Here is a 16758-nt window from a genome sequence, read left to right on the forward strand (position 1 = left end):
CGCGTCAGGTGGCGGTGTCCGCCTGGAGCGCCCCGACGTTGCGCTGGAACAGGATGATCCAGGTGAAGACCAGCACGCCCGCGACCAGCTCGACGGCCGTGAGCGAGTAGTAGCCCACGGCGAAGAACATCGCGAGGACCACGATCACCGCGACGAAGGCCCAGCCGACCGGGAGGAAGGCGCGCGAGATCCCGGGCACCCACGCGCGCAGACGGATGGTGAGGACGGCGAAGGCCACCGCCATGCCGCTCGCCACGGCGGTGTGGATCCAGAAGTGCGTGTCGACGTGGAACACGCCCACGAGGCCCAGGAAGACGCCGACGGTCACGAGCGATGCCCGCACGCGCCGCACGCCGTGCTCCGACGCCGTCGGGACACGACGGGTGGCGACCCGGGCGAGCACGGTCACCAGGAAGCCCGCGACCACGAGCGTGAGGTTGAAGGCCCGCGCCGAGACGTCGTGTGAGATCCCCAGCGTGCTGAGATTCTGCGTCCACCAGTCGGGGTCGGAGGCGGTGAGTGTGCTCGCGAGGATGCCCTCGACCAGGAACACCGCGAGGACCACCGCGAGCAGCTCGGGGTTCATGTGTGCGGCGGACAGGAAGGCCGCGTAGGCGGAGACGGCGGCGGCCGCGCCGCTCAGCGCGAGGATCGGGAGCCAGTACACGGTCGCGCCGATGAACCCACCGGCGAGGATCACGGACACGAGCGTCCAGCTGAGCAGCGCGATGACGCCGTGCGCGACGGCGAGCGCCGCGATGTCCACCACGTCGAGGGCGCCGCGGATGCGGGCGCGGCCGCCCAGGTGAAGCGTGTAGCGCCCGGCCGCGAAGGCGAGCGCCGCCGTGACCGCCGAGGCGATCGCGGCGTACTGGCCCACCGAGCCGGGACCGGAGATCGGGGCCTCGTCGAGCCCGAACACGGGCAGCGCGATGATCGCGACGATGCCGAAGGTCAGGGCGCCGAGCCCGGTGGCTGTGAGCTCGAGCGTGGTGTTGACGCGGTCGCGCAGGGGGAGCCGCGCGGAAACCTCTTGTCCTGCCTCGGTCATGAGCGCCCTCCGTCCGCCGTCGATTCGGAGCGTACCGGGCAGGACGGACACGCGGGTGGGAGGAGGAGGTGCGGGGTTGCGTCGTCGGCCGCCTCGCTTCGCGACCGCCGTCACGACGTGCTCGGGCTCGTGCCGAACTGGCGCGGCTGCCCTCGTCGACGTCTGTTGCAGCGGTAGTGCCGCCTCGCCTTCCCGGAGAAGCAGAAAGGGCCTGTTCCCCTGGGATTACCAGGAGGAACAGGCCCTCTTCTGTGGCGGTGACGGTGGGATTTGAACCCATATCGCGTCGCGCGGGGGTTCGGCGCGATTCGCGACTTCGCCTCGTACATGAGGGGAGGTCGATCGGCGAGCATCGGTTGCCTCAGGTGGGCTCACGCAGCTTCTGTTGCTGTTTTGTTGCTGCTCGTGTGTGCCTTGCTCAGTGCCTCAGCGACGGCGTCGAGGTCGTCCTCGAACAGATCCGCGTAGCGATCGAGCGTCATGAATGCGGACTGGTGGCCGAGCATACGCTGGACGGCTTTCACGTTCGCGCCTGAGCTGATGGCGAGGGAGGCGGCTGTATGGCGCAGATCGTGCGGTGTTACGCGCGGGAACTCCGGATCGCTCGCCTGACACCGCGCGACGGCGCCGGCGAACCATCCGTGCTGGCTGTTTGACGGTCCCCGGTATTCCACGCCATCGGTGCTCCACACGAGCGCATCGCGGCCGCGTCCGGCGATCGCGGACCTGATGGCATCGTCGAGCACGGCCGGCCACACGACTGTCCGTCGTTCGTGCGTCTTCGGCGTCCCGACGCGAACCTTGCCGTTGACCCAAACGGCATTCTCCTCGACAGTTGCGCGCCGGCGAGTGAGATCGAGATGCTTCACGCGAAGCCCTGTGGCCTCGCCCCAACGGAGTCCCGTGAGGGCGAGAAAGCGGACGAAGTCCGGGTGCTTGGCGTGCTTCGCGAGGGCTTCGACCTGCTTGTGCGAGAGGTAGCCCCGGGCGCCCTGGGTGCGCCGCGGGAGCTTGATCTCGCGAGCGGGGTTCGTCGCGATGCGCCGATCTCGGACAGCGTTGTCGAGGATCGATGCCAGCAATCCATGCGCTCGGCGCACGGTGGTTGGACTCTTGCCTGCCGCGAGCTCAGCGACCCAAGCTCGCACTTCGCTGTGACGGATCGAGCCGACGGCTCGGTTTCCCCACTTCGGGCGCACATGGATGCGCAGCGTGGACTCGTCGGAGTGCAGTGTCGACGGCTTCACCGTCGCGGCGTGTGCGGCGATCCATTCGTTCGCGAGCATGTCGATGGTCGCCTTGGCGTCGGAGGGTGAGACGTAGGTACCGGCGGCCTTCGACACCGTGACAGTCGCCAGGAACTCCTCCGCTTCCCGTTTGCGTTGGAAGCCACTCTTGGATGTCTGGGTGTTATCGGGACGTCGGTAGATGGCCTTGTATCGCTTTGCGCCGGTGGCGAGTGAGTAGGCGTGAACGCTGCCCAATTGCATCCTCCGTGGGTAGAACGAGGTCGATGTAAATCGACAGTAGTGATCGTTTTCTCATCTCCGCCCCTTGGGTTCGGGGAGTAGCGGGCGCAGATGAGAATCCGCGTGCGACGCTGGTATCTCACAACTGAACGCCCCGAATATCACACTCAAGGGGAAGCGGCATGGACGCTGCGACGTGAACGCTTCGCCTTCCGGTGAGCAGCGACAGGGTGGCCTGAGATGGCCCGTCGCCTCGGTTCTCGCAAGCCACTTCTTGCCGAGGAACCGCCATGTCTGTTGCCACTGCTGCCGCTCCCGTCAGCACCGACCTGCTCGACTCTCTCATCACGCCCGAGACGCTGTCTGCGAAGCTCGGCGTGAAAATCACGACGCTCGCCGAATGGCGCGTGAAGGGGAAGGGGCCGGCGTACATCCGCGTTGGGCGCAGCCCGCGCTATCGGCCTGAGAGCATCGATGCCTGGCTGCTGGCGCAGGAGCACGCTGGGACGTATGAAGAGTTGAATCGCTGACGATGTGGCCGTGTCCGTGGAGGCGCAAGGACCGTGGGGCTATCCCGACAGCCGGACGACTTGCGCACTCCCGCAACGCGTCGATCGTGCTCGACGCTCTGCTCGGCGCCGATTGAGTACACTCGCCCGGTGTATGTAGAGCGTCGGGCGACAGATGCGGCGTTTGAGGTGATCGCCTCATCGAGGGAGTACCGACGTCTGCTGTCGGGCGAGGGTAGCGAGGCCCTTGACGCTGCCTTGCGTGACATTGCCTCCGTGCTTGGTCTTGCAGGACATTCGAAGCGAGTTGTCCTGTCGCGCGCGTGGAACGTGCGGTTGCGGACCAGGATGGACCACGCATCGATCCAGTCCTTGGTGTTTGGGAAGCGCGGCAATGCGATCGGAGTGAGCGCGGCTGACTTGGTCTCTGAACTGAGGACGGGGAACTCCCTCGCGGACTGGGCGTCGCTAGCGCCTGGAGCCGAAATGGCGATTGAGATCAAGTCGCCCTACGACAACGTCAAGCGTTTGGGTTCGCAGTTGCGGGACTACCGTTCGATGTTTCCGAGCGTCACCGTCGTGGTTCACGAGAAGAACCTCAGGGCTGTTTCTGGTCTGACAGATGCGGATCGGGCGGGACTTGTTGTCGTGCGCGGCACCGGATCTCGAGCGCGCGTCGAGTTGGAGCGCTCGCCAAGCATGCACTACGGCGACATTCGTCTCCGACATCTACTTGCCGTCCTACGGATGCGTGAGCTCGCGGCTGTCGTGGAACGACTCTCAGCGCAAACGGTCGACGCCTCCCAGGTAAGTGCATTCCTAGACGCTGAGCGTTTGCTGGAGCCCTTCGATTTGGAGCTGGTGTGCTCGGAGGTGTTCAACCTCGTGCGGCGCCGCCGGCGACTACCGTACGCCTTGGCGAAGGCGAAGGTCCCCATAGGCATCCGCCCGGTGCTGATTGGGATCGATCCGCCGCCAGGAACGCTTGACTACCTGGTAGATTGGCTTGCCGAGGGGGTCTAGGCGTGTACTTTCCGATCTTGCGGGGCAAGCGTTTCGAGTTGCTCGCCATGCGCGACCTTGCGGCTCAACTGGCAAACCACCACCAAGTGTTCCCCGTGGTCGAGCCGGTGCGCGAAGGGACCGTTGCGACTGATCTCCGGCGCGCGCTCGAGACTTGGTCGGATGCGAACGGTGTTTCCGGAGTGGTTGTCAACCCAACCGTCGGCGATTTCTCTTCCCGCGGTCCGGCGTCGGACATCCTGACCGAACTGGTCCCATGGTCCGAAAGCCTTATGGCAGGGGTACGCCCTGAGCCGTACGCGATCGTTGCTGTTGGCTCCGACGTTGCGAGCGCTGCCAAAGTGATCGAGGAAGTAGTGGATGCGCTCGGCGAGTCGTATCCGGTCGGCATCTGGATCGCGCAGCGTGCCGATCAGGATGAGATCGCGAACTTGGTAGTAGAGACGAGGGCGTCGCTGCAGTTGGTAATGGGCGAGCACGCGCGAGTCGTAAGGCGAGCTGGCCGAGCCGCATCTCCACGCCCGTTGAGAGTCGCGGTGTCGGACCCATTTCCGGTGCGCGAGACCAACGCAGGGTACGAGAGCGGTGCTGAACAAGTGTTCACCGAAGAGCACCAGTACCTTCGCGACGAGAGCCTCGAAGGATTCGCGGATTTCGGGACAATCGGGAATCGTTTTCGTGACGGGGGCGGCGCACCTCGCCACGTGGTGATCCACTGGACCTATCGTCGCGGATCGGATTCGAGCCCTGTCATGCTGAGGCACTTCAAGTCTTCCGACGAGAGCGCGGTGGCGCCTGTGCAGGTGAAGTATGCAGAAGCGGCGCGCGCGCTGTTGGCTTTCGCGGATGAGATGAACCTTCCTGAGACGCTGGGGCTGAACGGGATTCGCGAGTACGACAAGAGCGGTTCGTTCCCCGGGCTGGGAATGCTGAAGAAGTTGTCCATCATGAATCACCTCGCCGTCATGGACGAAGCAGTTGGCGCTGAGAGCCTGTAGCGCCTGCTTCGCGGACGGGGTGCGGGCTTCGCTCGCCGACGACGCGGCGCAACCTGAGCAATGCGTACTGTGCCGACAGCTTGAACTCACCTGGGATGTCGAGTCGTGGGCTGCCGCGATGCGACCCCTATTCGAGGCCTACGTCGAGGATGAAGACGATGGGGCTCCCCTCGCAGATGTGCTCGAAAGCCACTGGGATCTGTTCACGAGTCGCGCTCTTCACGGGCGCCGGGATTTCATTGGAGCGGTCGCGGGTCTGCTCTCCTCGACTGTGGGTGCAGAGACCTCCGTGCGCCTCAAAGTCGGTGACGGTGAGGCTGGGCGCATCTGGTCGGCGTTCGTAGATGAGATCTCAGGTGACCGCCGCTGGTTCTTCATCGAGTCCGACGCGACGCGGCTCATCCGCCTGCTTGACCTGTGCCTCGCTACGCGCGCAGAGGCTGCCCTGGACTCGATGCACGAGTTCGTCCGAGCCCGTGTGGGCAGCTTCGAAGATGAGGCTGGCTTGGGGGCGCCACCACCCGGCATGGCTGCTCCGGGCCGCGCCAATCCGCCTGGCGTGAGCATGTTCTACTGTGCGACCGCGGAGAAGATCGCGGTCCACGAAGTGCGGCCCTCGAGGCAGGCAGTCGTATCGACCGCTCGGTTCCGCGCGGCGAGCTCGCTTCGGCTAGCGGACTTCACGCAGCAGGCGAACAGGAAGCCAAGCCCGTTCTTCTCCGATGAGAATGGCGATCTCGTGGATCCCTCAGAGATCTATGTGGCGAACGAACTCGGCTCGATCGTAGGTGACGCCCTTTCCCGCCCGGTGCGTGAGTCCGACAACAAGACTGAGTACCTGGCGACTCAGTACGTCGCCGAGTATGTCCGCCATTTCGGGCTGGATGGGATTCGCTACCGGTCATCCTTCGAGGACAGGAAGGCCGGTGTGGAGGGTGACAACCTAGTGGTGTTCACGCCGTCGGCAATGGCGATGGTGGCCCACAGTTCGACAAGACTCGAGATCAAGGGCGTCGCGGTTACCTACTAGGCCGCAGAGCTTGAGCTCGGGTTCTCAGAGCTTGGTGCGGACTGTCTCGGTGTGCCGTATTGCGAGGTGAGCGCGCACGTTCGTTGCCGCTACGCGCTAGGCAGTGGAAGTGTATGTGCGGGATAGACGCGGGGTCTCGCGTCTTGCGCAAGGTGCGCGAGGCGGAGAGTCGTGGTCGCGGGTCTGCGCCGAGTCCCTACCGCCAAGAGGGCAAGGTTGCCTTCATCGCGAGCAGCCGGTCGCGGCAAGGGGCTCTAGCAGGGGGCTTTGTGTTTGCGCACCGAGGAATCGCTCCGCGCGCCGATACCATCGAGGCATGGCCAATCCTCGCCTCGAGTTCGCACTGACGCAGCTGCAGTCGGAGCACTGGCGTTCGTTTGAGCGTCTGTGCTCCGAATTCCTGGTGACTGAGTTCCCGGACTTACGGACGACGGCCAGTGCGAGCGGTGACAAGGGGCGGGATGGTGAACTGTTCGAGGTAGGCGGTGACCCGACCACAGCGTTTCAGTACTCGGTTGCCGGCGACTGGAAGGCGAAGATTTCCGACACCCTCGCGAAGGTCACGAAGAACCTGCCGAAGGTCAGGCGGCTCGTGTTCTGCAGTTCCCAAGAGATCGGCGCGCAGGGTGACGTCGCGCGCGACGCGGCTTGGAAGCTTGGCATTCAGCTCGATGTTCGCGACCGCAACTGGTTTGTTGAGCGGTCGGGGACTTCGCCCGAACGCGCAACCGCCAGCGAAGAATTGGCAGGTCAGATCGCGGACCCGGTTCTGCAGGAGCGTCGCGTGATCGAGCGTGTTGCTTCGCCGCTCACGCCCGAAGAAGGGCGTGTGGCGATCCTCCAACTGGCGATGAATGCACAAGACCGTACGACCGAGCGCGGACTCACCAAGTCGTCGTTTGACTCGCTCGTGACCGCGGCTCTTGTTGACACCACATCGGAGAATGCAAAGAGCCGCGACGAGGTGCGATCGGTCGTCCGGGGGATCCTTCCGGGTGGTGCCGGTCACCAGATTGATGCGCTGGTGGATTCTGCGCTCAAGCGCCTGGCGCGCAAGCACGGTCCGATCAAGCACCGGACCCAGACCGACAGCTTCCACATGAGCTTCGAGGAATCGCAAGAGTGGCGTGCGCGCGCCGCGGAGTACCTCCTGGACCAAGACGAGGTTGAGGCAGACCTTGCTGCGGGAGCGTACGGTCTCGACCAACGACTCGATGCCGATATCAGCGAACTCAGGACCGAGGCCCGCAAGTTGCGCCAGGTCCTCGAGGGCCTTTTCATGAGGCGCGGCGAGATGTTCGCGCGTTCAGTTCAAGGTGCCGAGCAGGTTGACGCCTCACTTGGCGAGTTGGCTGACATGATCGCGCAGTTGGACCACGGCTTGGTGCTCCCGCCGGCTCAGGCGGCACAGGCGATCTCCAACGTGCTCGAAGCGCCGTCTGACCGGACAAGGGCGCACCTGTTGCGCATCGTCGATTCCTACACATTGTTCGCTTTCCTCCAGCAGACTCCGGACGTTCAGAAGACCCTCTCGCGTGTCTTCGCTGGAGGTGAGATCTGGCTCGACACGAGTGCCGTGCTCCCCTTGCTCGGCGAGACGCTTGTTGCAGACGTCGGGCGCCGTGGCCTGACAAACCTGCTCGCCGCGGCCCGTGGATCGGGTATCCGACTCTTTGTCACAGGTGGAGTGCTCGAGGAGGTCGTTGCTCACCTAGATATCTCGCTCCTCTATCCGCGGCGGACCGATCCGTGGCGCGGCCGGATCCCCTTCATCTACACCGCATACATGATGTCGGGCCGTGCTGAGGAAGCGCTGGGTGGCTGGGTTGAGGAATTCAAGGGTTCCGAGGAGCCGGTCCGCGACGTCGAGGACTACCTTGAGCATTACTTCGGCATCCTTCGACAGGATCTGTCTGAACTTGCGGATGGGGCCGACGTGAGGTTGCGTGGTGCTGTTCAGGAGCTATGGGGAGAGCGGCATCGGCAACGCCGAGAACGCCATGGGCAGGATTCAGCCAATACTCACCGTTTGATTGCGCACGATGTCGAGAATGTCGTCGGAGTGATTGAGCATCGACGGAGTCACTCGGATTCGGCACTTGGCTACACGGCGTGGTGGCTGACGCTCGATGGCACGGCTTTTGCGTTGCAGGCATGGCTCAAGGATCGGCTTGGCAAGGACGCGCCTGCTAGCCCGGTCCTGAGCCCGGACTACCTGTCGCAGGTCCTTCGCTTGGGCCCGCTTCGCCGGCGTCAACTTGGTGATGGGTCTGAGGTGTTGCCGCTCACTCTGAGTTTGCGCGTCTTGGAGAACGTGCCCGACGAACTCATTGACGTTGCTCGAAGCGCCCGGGAGGAGTTCAAGGACTTTGACGAACTTCGAATACGTCGGGAGGTTCGAGACGCGTTGAACCGCGCGCGCCGGTCGGGTAGCGGCGAGAGGGACTATGCGGCGTCTCTTGAGGCTGAAATCCTTCAGGCGATCGCTGAATGAACATGCGCATCGCCGAGAAGTAGCATCAACCTTCTGAGGCGTGCCACGTGCGCTCTCGACCGCATATGTGTCGCGAAACGTATCGCGATAAGGCGTGTTATCGCGGAGTCGTTTCCGAGTCGGCGGCGCGGTCGCCACTATGGTCGCCTAGTCGGAGGCGAAGGGGGTGGCGCACTAATGGCGGAGGCGCTGACGGTAGGTGGCATCACGATTCCGTTCTCGATCGCTCGCACCTGGGTGCGCGAGTACACGGATCCAAGCCGACGTGACGGGAGCAAGCCATTCGCGTTCCCCGCGTACGACACCTTCGAAGTGGATTCGGACCCCAACCGACTTTCCGATGGTGAGCTCATGGCGCCAGGATTGCTCAACGTGCCGGTCAAGATGCGCGCGTACTACGCGTTGCAGGACATGAGGCCCGCACTTGAGGAGGCATTGGGCGCCATCAAACCCGATGCGGATCTGGCGAAGGTTAAGTCCGCGAAGGTCCGGGTCTTGACTGCGAGTATCTATGCGGTCCTCGACGATCGACAGTTCCAGGGACGCGGCGTACGGCGCACGACGCTGTCAAAGGTTCTCCATCGCAAGCGACCCGCATTCATCCCGCTTCACGACGTCCGCGTAAACCGCTGCTACTTCGGCGACAACGGGGTGATCGAGTCCGACGCAAGCCGAACCTGGGCCGACTCCATGGCGGAGTTCTCGATAGCCGTCGCGCGTGACCTCCGCGCGCAGAGGGAAGCGTTCGCGGAACTTGCAGCGGTCGCGCTCTCCGGACCTCGACTCACGCACCTGCGTGTCCTCGACATCATTGCGTGGAAAGCGAATGGCAAATCGCTGTCACCGACTGACGGTGAGACCTGAGGCAATGTCGCGTCGCAGCAACATGATCCTGCTCGGCCTCGGGCTGGCTGCGCTCGGTGCCCGTAGCAATCGGCCACCGACAGTTGCACAACTCGCGCGCGCCGAGGAAGCCATGCGGACACAGTGGCTTCAGGACCACGGCCACCTTCCCGAGCAGCAACGCCATCCGGAATGGGCAAACTTCGACCCAGCGATCCCGTTACTTCCGACCACCGCGTGCGGAATCTCATTGGGGGACGCCGTCTCCATCCACTTGCACAGCCTTCAGGCGCGCGGCGTAGTAGCGGCGATCAGCACCGACACGAAGGCAACACGCGGTACCAAGCTCTACCCCATGTTCTACGTGAGAGTGGGCGAGACGGCCGGCACCTGGGTTGGCCGGTCGGCGCTGAGAGCCGCTGGTGAGCCACTGTACGGAGCGCCGCCGCTATCGAGCGGCGAGAGCTAATCCCATTCCGCGACAGCTATCGGCCGGCGCATGGCGCCGGGGCCTGTCTGCCACCACCGCCACAATGAGTCCGTGACCATCCATGTGGACTCCGTTGCGGTGTTCGATGCTGCGGTGCGCGCATTGGCGGCAAGGCCTGGTGCGACGCTTGATGCTCTCGGCCGTGCGTGCGGTGCGAAGCCGGCTTATGTGCGGCGTGTCCTTGGCCCAGAGCTGGTGGCGTTGACGCGGCGTGGGCGGCCCGCACGGCCTCGTGGCTGGTCCGACGAGCAACTCCTTGAAGCGCTCAATGAGGCGGCTCTGATCCTGCGTGGTCACATGCGTGAAGCGAACTATCGGGAACTCGCAGTCAGCACCGGTTCGCGGGCGCCGTCCTCTCAGACCATCATCCGCCGATACGGCACCTGGAATGCTGCGCTCGACGCGGCAGGCTTGACTGCCGTCGAACCGTCACGCGACTACACGAAATGGACGGCACGGCGTTGCTCCGCCGCCGTCGCCGACTTCATCATCACCCACAGGACCGCAGCAAGCAGCGTCTACCGGAAACAGGCACGCGCTGACCCCGACAGGTATCCGTCACTCGCCACCATCGAACGCACCCGGTCCTGGGACGACACCGTCAACGCGGCCCTGCAACGCCTCGCGCACCCGGACAGGATCAACGACTTCACGGCACTCGTCGGCCAGCTCGCTGCCACACAGCGGAGACGACTCCTAGACGACCGGTGAGAGCGGCGACCGCCGCACACCGCCACGAGCGCGCACATGACGAAGCCCCGACCGTTCCAGGTCGGGGCTTCGCCTCACGCTATTCGCAAACGATGCCGTCTCCGTCACCATCGGTGTACCAGTAGTACTCCTCGTCACGGCCCTTGTAGTACGGGCCGTAGCCGGCGTCGATGGCCTGGTAGCAGTACGAGAAGCGGGGGTCCGTGCCGGAGCTGCCGGTGCTGCCCCCGGAACCACTACCGGTGCTGCTGCTGCCGGTCTTGATCGTCGCGCGCGCGGGGACGAAGATCTGCTTGCTGCCGCACGAGCCGGTGAGGATGCTTGCGAGCTTCTTCTTTTCGGCGGAGTCGATCGACAGCTTCCAGCGGTACTTCACCTGCACCCAGTTCTGTGCGTACTTGCAGACCTTCTGCGACGGCAGCCATTCGCCGGGGTCGCGGGCACCCTTCGACTGGTTGACGTTGTCCGTGACGGCGACGAGCGTGCCGCCGAACTTGAGGTCGTTGGCATACGCCTTACGGGTCGCCGCATTCCACTTCGACGCGCCAGACTCCCACGCCTCCTTCAACGGCACCATGTGGTCGATGTCGACATCCGACGCCTTCGTCCACGTCTTGCCGTCATACCAAGACACCCACTTGCCCGTCTTGACCGTGCACTTGGAGGAGCTCGTGAACGTCACCTTCGACTTCGACTCCGCGATCAGCACCTCTGCACGCGCGTTCTGGCAGTCGCCGTTCGCGTCGATCCAATGCGTGAACTTCGACCGCGCATACGAACCAGACGCCGACTCCGCCGTCACCGTCAACTTGCTCAACATCGTCTTCGCCGACATCGTCGCCGCCGACGCCGGCGCATCAACCACCACCACGACCGCTGCCGCGATCGCAAACGCCGCGAACGCGGCAGAAATCTTCCTCACCAGCATCGGTGCCCCCTCAGACATGCCCGCCAGGTCCATTCCTCGCGGATGCTGAATGCAACCTACCGCCAGACTCCGACAACACGGAAGCGGCTGCGCCGCATGAACCGGGCGAGGGTCGCAGCAGTGCTGCGACCGGGTGCCCGTGTGAACGCGAAACGTCCTGGTTTCGCACTGAAGCGTTGGAGGATCACCATGGCAGTCATCTCGGGGATGCGGGTGCGGCGCGGCGCGGCGGGCATGTCAGAGTCGTATGGGAGTCTGCCCGACATGATTCTGCGTCCTCGTGCCTCAACCGTCATCGCTGGCGTCGCCCTGACCGCGCTCCTCGCCGGCTGCTCGACCGCCGTCACACCGGTCGACAGCTCGCCAGCAGCCTCCGCTGCGGCGATCCACGCCGAGGCTGCCGCCACCGCGAGCCCTGAGGTGACTTCTGAGGTGGTCGTGTCGGAGGTGGTGGAGCCCGTGGCTGCTGGCGAGTGGCCTGCCGAGGGCGATGGCTATGTGTTCTCCGAGGAGCCTCAGGGCGGTGCGGAGCGGTGGTTGTTTGACAACTACCCCGGCTACTGGGACTTGGGTGTGCGCGCGGTGACAACGACGAATACGATGTCGTGGTACGGGGACGACGACTCTCAGGCACCGTCGTTCCTTGTGCGGTTCATCGACGGTGTCAGGTTTGTGGGGACGGAGGAGGCGCCGCTGGGGCTGACGCGCGCCGATGATGTTCTTGGACGAGTGACGCTGGACGGCACTGAGTCGAAAGAGCGCATCGCGGATGTGTTCCAGGGGAAGTACAGCGTGCGCCTGAAGCCCTCCGGCGGGGACGGCGAGCTGCTGCGGATCGAGATCTTCCGCTACGGCGGCGAGGACTCCAGCGAGGTATATTACAATGGTGAGCCTTATCCTGCCTATCACACGTACTCGTCGATAGACGAGGCATGGAGGGATATCCGGGACGGCATTCCACTCGGCGGAGGACGGATCCTTGATCCTGCGGAGATGACTAGGGTGTTTGTTCTCGACGAGTCGTATCAGGCGACGGACCTGGACCTGCAGTCTGGAGAGTTGTTCGCGCGGTACGAGTGATGGAGTTGCTTCGCGGGAGCTCCTGCGATTGTCCATCTGGAGGCGTTGGTCTGGCGCGCCAACTTTACTTGGGGCTTGCCGATATTCCAGGCGCCCGCATGGTATGCGACGCCCGTCGGCGCGATTGTGGCCGAATAGCATGGCGGCGAGAGTCTGTCATCTGTGCTCTTGTGCGAGAGGTCCTGCGCCAACCGCGCGACTTGTGAATCTGCTCCTGGCTGCCCGGGCCCGCAAGGGTTCGCGTTATCGTGGGGCAAACTTTTTTGCTCGTGTGGATACCCTTCGTGTGACCGGACTCAGTCGAGGTGAAGGGAGGCGGTTGTGGCGAAGATTCCTGCTGGCAAGATCGCCTGCCGAGACGCCGAGCTGTGTCGCGGCGCCGGCTGGCATGAGCCGCGCTGCCTGGGGTGACCGGGCGACAAGTCGCGTAGCGGGACTACCACAGGATTGCCTGGTCTCTCGATGGTGAAGCGCGGGAATCCGCATCTGACCACCGATACGAACCCCGCCACAGCCGCCCATCGCGGGCACTGTGGCGGGGCTTCTTGCTTCTGGTCAGCGGCGTTGGTAGACGTCGCGGCGGTGCTCGATGGTGACGATCTCGATGACGATGCGGCCGTCGTCGATGCGGTACAGGATTCGATAGTCGCCGCGGCGGGCCGAATACAACGGTGCGAGCGGCTCTCGTAGCGGCTTGCCGGCGCGTCTCGGATTGTCGGCGAGCGGTCCGACGATGAACTCGAACGCTGCGGCTGCGACCGCTTCAGGTAGGTCTGTCTCGAGAGCCCGGCGTGCCGTACGTGTGAAGACGACCTGGTACGGGCTCGTCACTGGGTGAGCCGGCCGCGCGCAACCATCGCAGCACGCACCTCATCAGCCGACGACACATCGCCCGCCTCAAGTTCGGCAAGCGCCGCACGCAACGCCGCCACCTCATCAGGACTGGACAGGACATCCACCGTCTCGATCAACGAGTCATAGTCCTCAGCGCTCAGCAGCACCGCGACACGGGAGCCGTTTCGGGTGATCTCGAAACGCTCATGCGTTGTCGCAGCCGAGTCGATGTGCTTGCTCAAGCCCGCACGCGCATCCGCAACCGACAGAACTGTCATGTACAAGATTCTAGCGCGAATGCAGCAAGTCGCGGCTGTGCCGCATGAGCCGATGCGAGGGTCGCAGCAGTGCTGCGACCGGGAGCAGCTGTGGAAGAGGACCACTACCGGTCCTGCACTGGAACTCCTGGAGGAACTGCCATGATCGCGATCGCTCTCGCCGCCAAGACCGCCGACTTCGCTCTCGCCATCGACGGCGAGCTCGTCGACGCACACCTCGAGTTCCACGGCACCGACAAGACCGCGGCCGTCGAGCTGTCCCGCGTCAAGTAGTTGGCAGGATTTCTTCGGTTTCAAAGGTGGGGATGGTCGGGTCGGCCAGCCCCAGGTGGACCTCGGCGGGCCTGTTCCAGGCGATGGCCTCGTGAGGTCGCACGTGGTTGTAGTCGGCGCGGTACGCCTCGATCTGCTCGACGAGGTCCAGGGCGTCGTCGATCTCGTGGCGGTACAGCCACTCGTACTTCATCGATCCGAAGCCTCGCTCTCGCGAGCCGTTCTGGCCGGGCGTGCGCACGCGGGTGCGGACATGTCGCAGCTCGGGATGATTGGTGATGAACGCCTCGAACGTGAAGGAGCGGAACGGGCCGCCGTTGTCCGTCACGATCGTCACCACCGGGATCAGCAGGCCCGTCTCGGGGTCCACCACCGCCAGGTCGCGCAGCGGCCGGCCCAGCATCGCCTCGGCCTCCGCGAGGGCCTTCTCGACGGCGGCGATCGCGTCGTACATGTTCGCGGTCGGTGACACGTGAGCATCGAACTCGATACTCAAGACCAGTAGTCGCGGCACGCGGCGATACGCCACGTGCCGCCCGCGGTGGTCTCGAACTCGCTGAAGTCCAACTGCCACACCTGGTTCGGGCCCGTCGGCTCGGTCGCGAACGCCGCCTTGCGCCGCTGTGCGAGCTGCTTGCGCTCCCGCTGGTAGTGAGCCGGAAGCAGGAGCCCTTCGTCGCGCAGCGTGCGCAGCACCGTCGCCTCGGACGTGCGCACGCCGTCGTGGCGCACCAACGCCCAGATCTTGCGATGCCCCCACGCCGGATGCGCGGTCGCGTGAGCCACGACGTGCTCCCGCACGGCGCTGCGAGCCGGCTGCGGCCACGGACCCTTGGGCTGACGGTCCTCTCGGGCGCGTGCCTGCCAGCGCCGCCACGTCCGTTCGGGCATGTCGAACTTCTCGCAGAACCTCGAGGTCGACATGCCCGCCTCCACGCGGATCATCTCTTGTGTCCCGAAGGGCCCAAGCGGCCCTCCGCGGACTTCTTCCACACGCGGATCTCGACCGCCGCCTCACCCAGGGCCTGGGTCAGCTCCGTGACCTCGGCCTCGAGCTGCGCCTCCCGTGTCGACGGACCCGACCGGCCTGTCGTGAGGGCGCTCTTGCCAGCCTCGAGAAAGTCGGCCTTCCACCGCCCGATCGACTGCTCCGAGACCTTCTCCTTGCGCGCGGCCTCAGCGATCGACAGCTCGCCGGCCAGCACTGCCAAGACGATCCTGGTCTTCTTCTCCGCGGGGATCTGCGGGGGTCTTCCCATGACTGACTCTCCGTTCAGGACTCAACTAACAGCCCTGCCACTAAGTCTGACGCGCGACAGCCGCAGCCCGTGCCGACCACGAATCCTGGACCGTCATCGGCGCCGCACTCGGCACCACCCGACAGAACGCCCAGCAGCGATTCGGCGGATAGTCGAAGCGCCACCCACGACCAGCTCCACCGACACGAACCCCCGCAGCCCCGGCTGCCGGGACTCTTCGTTTCAGCGCGAGCAGACGCTACCGAAGGCTTCGGCGCCCGCCTGTTGCCGATCCCGTGTCGGTGGTGACCGGCACCATCGTGCGATGGCTGGTGAGCAACTGCGCTTCTATGCAGCGGAACGAGCTGGACGCACGGCCGTGATCGGGACCGATTCCGGCGATGTGGTCGCGTGGATCGAGGTGCTCCCGAGCGGGCTGGTCCGTGCTCGGCGTGGCGCCTGGATGTCGAGTCCAGTCGAGACGATTCCGCAGGCGATTCGAGAAGTCGGCGAACGCCGTTGAGCCGCTCCGTCGAGCTCTAGAAGGTGTAGCCGATCCTTTCGGCGATCTCATCGAGTGCGATCGCAGCCCACGGGTCCGGGAGGTGGATTGCGCGTGTGGGACCGTCCGGGAGCTTGGCGATGCCGGCGGGGTAGAGCACCACGTGGCGGCCGTGCCTGTCCGAGAGCGTATAGACGCCGTCGAGGTCAGGCTTGGCGTCGAGCGCTGCACGTATCCAGGCACGGCAGTGCGCCGGGCTGTCCTGCATCAGGGAATGGTGTGATCCATTGCGCAAAGCCCAGTTGCCGGCCATGTCGAGCAGGTGCAGCGGAACTTCTGGAGTCGCCGACAGGATCCAGGGGCTGCCGGCAGCCGTGTCGATGTGGCGGGTATCGGCCCAACGGTCGACGACAGCGCCGGTCAGGGTTGGTTGCAGATACAGTGCCGCGCGATCTGGTTGAGGGCGATCGTCGAGCCTGTGTGGATCCCACCGCAGATCCGGGTGAGATCCGACGGCTCTGCCAGTGAACACGGGGCCAGGTCGCAGGTCAGCAGAATCGACGATCTGCCATAGTTCGTCGCTCCAGGTGACGAAGTCGTCGTCGCGGAAGTCGACCGGCTCGCGGGGCAGCGCTGCAGGCGTTGGGAGGTCGAGGCCTTGTTCGGTGATGGTCGAGTGCCCGGTCCGGGTCGTCGACATGGTTAGCCAACTGCCGAGCGCGGAGTCGGTCGTTGAGCGGATGAAGCCGACCGCGTCGACGTGGGCCGGATCGTGGGTGGTCGCATCCCATCGTGTCGAGTAGTCGCGCAGGATCACGATCATCGCGTCAATCGCCTCGGCAAAGGTGGCGCCCTCGGCCTCGAACGGCAACCCCGGCAGGTGCAGAACGTAGCGCCCGGTCGAGCAGTCCGCCTCGCCCACCGGCACCGTGACGGGTTTCAGCGGCCGGTTTCGGACCTCCTCATCCATGCATCTCGCTCCCATCGTTGAAGCCTGGAAGGTGCGG

The 16758-nt window shown here is 64.7% G+C and carries 20 protein-coding genes; 11 read left to right on the forward strand and 9 right to left on the reverse strand.

Translation table 11 applies throughout. The features are described from left to right. Nucleotides 1-4 precede the first annotated feature (4 nt). Together AOM09_RS01605 and AOM09_RS01610 are read right to left on the reverse strand one after the other, a co-directional pair. Nucleotides 5-1051, reverse strand: a complete 1047-nt coding sequence (locus AOM09_RS01605; RefSeq protein WP_062383354.1) for a DUF998 domain-containing protein — start codon at nucleotides 1049-1051, stop codon at nucleotides 5-7. A gap of 371 nt (nucleotides 1052-1422) precedes the next feature. Further along, the gene (locus tag AOM09_RS01610; protein ID WP_228375019.1) at nucleotides 1423-2541 is read right to left on the reverse strand and encodes a tyrosine-type recombinase/integrase; all 1119 of its coding nucleotides are present in this window, start codon (nucleotides 2539-2541) and stop codon (nucleotides 1423-1425) included. Between the two features lie 269 nt (nucleotides 2542-2810). On the opposite strand from AOM09_RS01610, the gene AOM09_RS01615 reads away from it, so the two are divergent. From AOM09_RS01615 to AOM09_RS15090, 7 genes are all read left to right on the forward strand, one after another. Further along, a complete protein-coding gene (locus tag AOM09_RS01615) occupies nucleotides 2811-3050 on the forward strand; it encodes a helix-turn-helix transcriptional regulator (RefSeq protein WP_062383357.1) in 240 nt (79 codons plus the stop codon). 327 nt (nucleotides 3051-3377) lie between these two features. After that, nucleotides 3378-4052, forward strand: a complete 675-nt coding sequence (locus AOM09_RS01620) for a sce7726 family protein (protein WP_062383359.1) — start codon at nucleotides 3378-3380, stop codon at nucleotides 4050-4052. Between the two features lie 2 nt (nucleotides 4053-4054). Further along, nucleotides 4055-5050, forward strand: a complete 996-nt coding sequence (locus AOM09_RS01625) for a sce7725 family protein (RefSeq protein WP_062383362.1) — start codon at nucleotides 4055-4057, stop codon at nucleotides 5048-5050. Nucleotides 5051-5168: 118 nt separating this feature from the next. Next, nucleotides 5169-6080 carry an RES family NAD+ phosphorylase gene (locus tag AOM09_RS01630; RefSeq protein WP_156162182.1) on the forward strand — a complete coding sequence of 304 codons (912 nt, stop codon included), beginning with the start codon at nucleotides 5169-5171 and terminating at the stop codon, nucleotides 6078-6080. Between the two features lie 316 nt (nucleotides 6081-6396). Continuing rightward, entirely contained in the window at nucleotides 6397-8574 is a 2178-nt protein-coding gene (locus tag AOM09_RS01635; RefSeq protein ID WP_062383368.1) for a hypothetical protein, read from the forward strand. 177 nt (nucleotides 8575-8751) lie between these two features. Continuing rightward, complete coding sequence (locus AOM09_RS01640) at nucleotides 8752-9438, forward strand: DUF6308 family protein (protein ID WP_062383372.1); 687 nt, start codon at nucleotides 8752-8754, stop codon at nucleotides 9436-9438. A 520-nt stretch (nucleotides 9439-9958) separates the two neighbouring features. After that, nucleotides 9959-10618 carry a homing endonuclease associated repeat-containing protein gene (locus tag AOM09_RS15090; RefSeq protein ID WP_156162183.1) on the forward strand — a complete coding sequence of 220 codons (660 nt, stop codon included), beginning with the start codon at nucleotides 9959-9961 and terminating at the stop codon, nucleotides 10616-10618. Between the two features lie 79 nt (nucleotides 10619-10697). On the opposite strand, the gene AOM09_RS01655 is transcribed toward AOM09_RS15090, so the two are convergent. Next, entirely contained in the window at nucleotides 10698-11300 is a 603-nt protein-coding gene (locus AOM09_RS01655; protein WP_228375020.1) for an excalibur calcium-binding domain-containing protein, read from the reverse strand. On the opposite strand from AOM09_RS01655, the gene AOM09_RS15455 reads away from it, so the two are divergent. Next, entirely contained in the window at nucleotides 11290-11595 is a 306-nt protein-coding gene (locus tag AOM09_RS15455; protein WP_228375021.1) for a hypothetical protein, read from the forward strand. The two genes, AOM09_RS01655 and AOM09_RS15455, sit on opposite strands and share 11 nt — an antisense overlap. A 140-nt stretch (nucleotides 11596-11735) precedes the next feature. Then, complete coding sequence (locus tag AOM09_RS01660; protein ID WP_062383382.1) at nucleotides 11736-12626, forward strand: hypothetical protein; 891 nt, start codon at nucleotides 11736-11738, stop codon at nucleotides 12624-12626. Nucleotides 12627-13181: 555 nt separating this feature from the next. Here the strand turns inward: AOM09_RS01660 and AOM09_RS01665 are convergent. Both AOM09_RS01665 and AOM09_RS01670 read right to left on the reverse strand, forming a co-directional pair. Beyond that, nucleotides 13182-13457 carry a type II toxin-antitoxin system RelE family toxin gene (locus AOM09_RS01665; protein ID WP_062383385.1) on the reverse strand — a complete coding sequence of 92 codons (276 nt, stop codon included), beginning with the start codon at nucleotides 13455-13457 and terminating at the stop codon, nucleotides 13182-13184. Further along, nucleotides 13454-13738, reverse strand: coding sequence for a type II toxin-antitoxin system Phd/YefM family antitoxin (locus tag AOM09_RS01670; protein ID WP_174452901.1), 285 nt, complete (start codon nucleotides 13736-13738; stop codon nucleotides 13454-13456). The genes AOM09_RS01665 and AOM09_RS01670 overlap by 4 nt, the downstream gene beginning before the upstream one ends. A 141-nt stretch (nucleotides 13739-13879) precedes the next feature. Between AOM09_RS01670 and AOM09_RS15610 the strand changes: the two genes are divergently transcribed. Continuing rightward, a complete protein-coding gene (locus AOM09_RS15610; protein ID WP_267127871.1) occupies nucleotides 13880-14011 on the forward strand; it encodes a hypothetical protein in 132 nt (43 codons plus the stop codon). Here the strand turns inward: AOM09_RS15610 and AOM09_RS15460 are convergent. The 3 genes from AOM09_RS15460 to AOM09_RS01680 are packed head-to-tail and all read right to left on the reverse strand — an operon-like array spanning nucleotide 14004 to nucleotide 15270. Next, on the reverse strand, nucleotides 14004-14483 hold the full coding sequence (locus AOM09_RS15460) for an integrase core domain-containing protein (RefSeq protein ID WP_228375022.1): 480 nt from the start codon (nucleotides 14481-14483) through the stop codon (nucleotides 14004-14006). The genes AOM09_RS15610 and AOM09_RS15460 overlap by 8 nt on opposite strands. 20 nt (nucleotides 14484-14503) lie before the next feature. Continuing rightward, a complete protein-coding gene (locus AOM09_RS15670; protein ID WP_439644949.1) occupies nucleotides 14504-14935 on the reverse strand; it encodes an IS3 family transposase in 432 nt (143 codons plus the stop codon). A gap of 17 nt (nucleotides 14936-14952) precedes the next feature. Continuing rightward, nucleotides 14953-15270, reverse strand: a complete 318-nt coding sequence (locus tag AOM09_RS01680; protein WP_062383388.1) for a helix-turn-helix domain-containing protein — start codon at nucleotides 15268-15270, stop codon at nucleotides 14953-14955. Between the two features lie 304 nt (nucleotides 15271-15574). Here AOM09_RS01680 and AOM09_RS15095 point away from each other — a divergent pair, with 304 nt between their 5' ends. Beyond that, nucleotides 15575-15772 carry a hypothetical protein gene (locus AOM09_RS15095; protein ID WP_156162185.1) on the forward strand — a complete coding sequence of 66 codons (198 nt, stop codon included), beginning with the start codon at nucleotides 15575-15577 and terminating at the stop codon, nucleotides 15770-15772. A gap of 16 nt (nucleotides 15773-15788) precedes the next feature. Here the strand turns inward: AOM09_RS15095 and AOM09_RS01685 are convergent, their stop codons facing one another. Next, entirely contained in the window at nucleotides 15789-16721 is a 933-nt protein-coding gene (locus AOM09_RS01685) for a hypothetical protein (protein ID WP_062383391.1), read from the reverse strand. Nucleotides 16722-16758 lie beyond the last annotated feature (37 nt).

Origin of the sequence: Demequina iriomotensis, assembly GCF_000971395.1 — a bacterium.
Classification (GTDB): Bacteria; Actinomycetota; Actinomycetes; order Actinomycetales; family Demequinaceae; genus Demequina; species Demequina iriomotensis.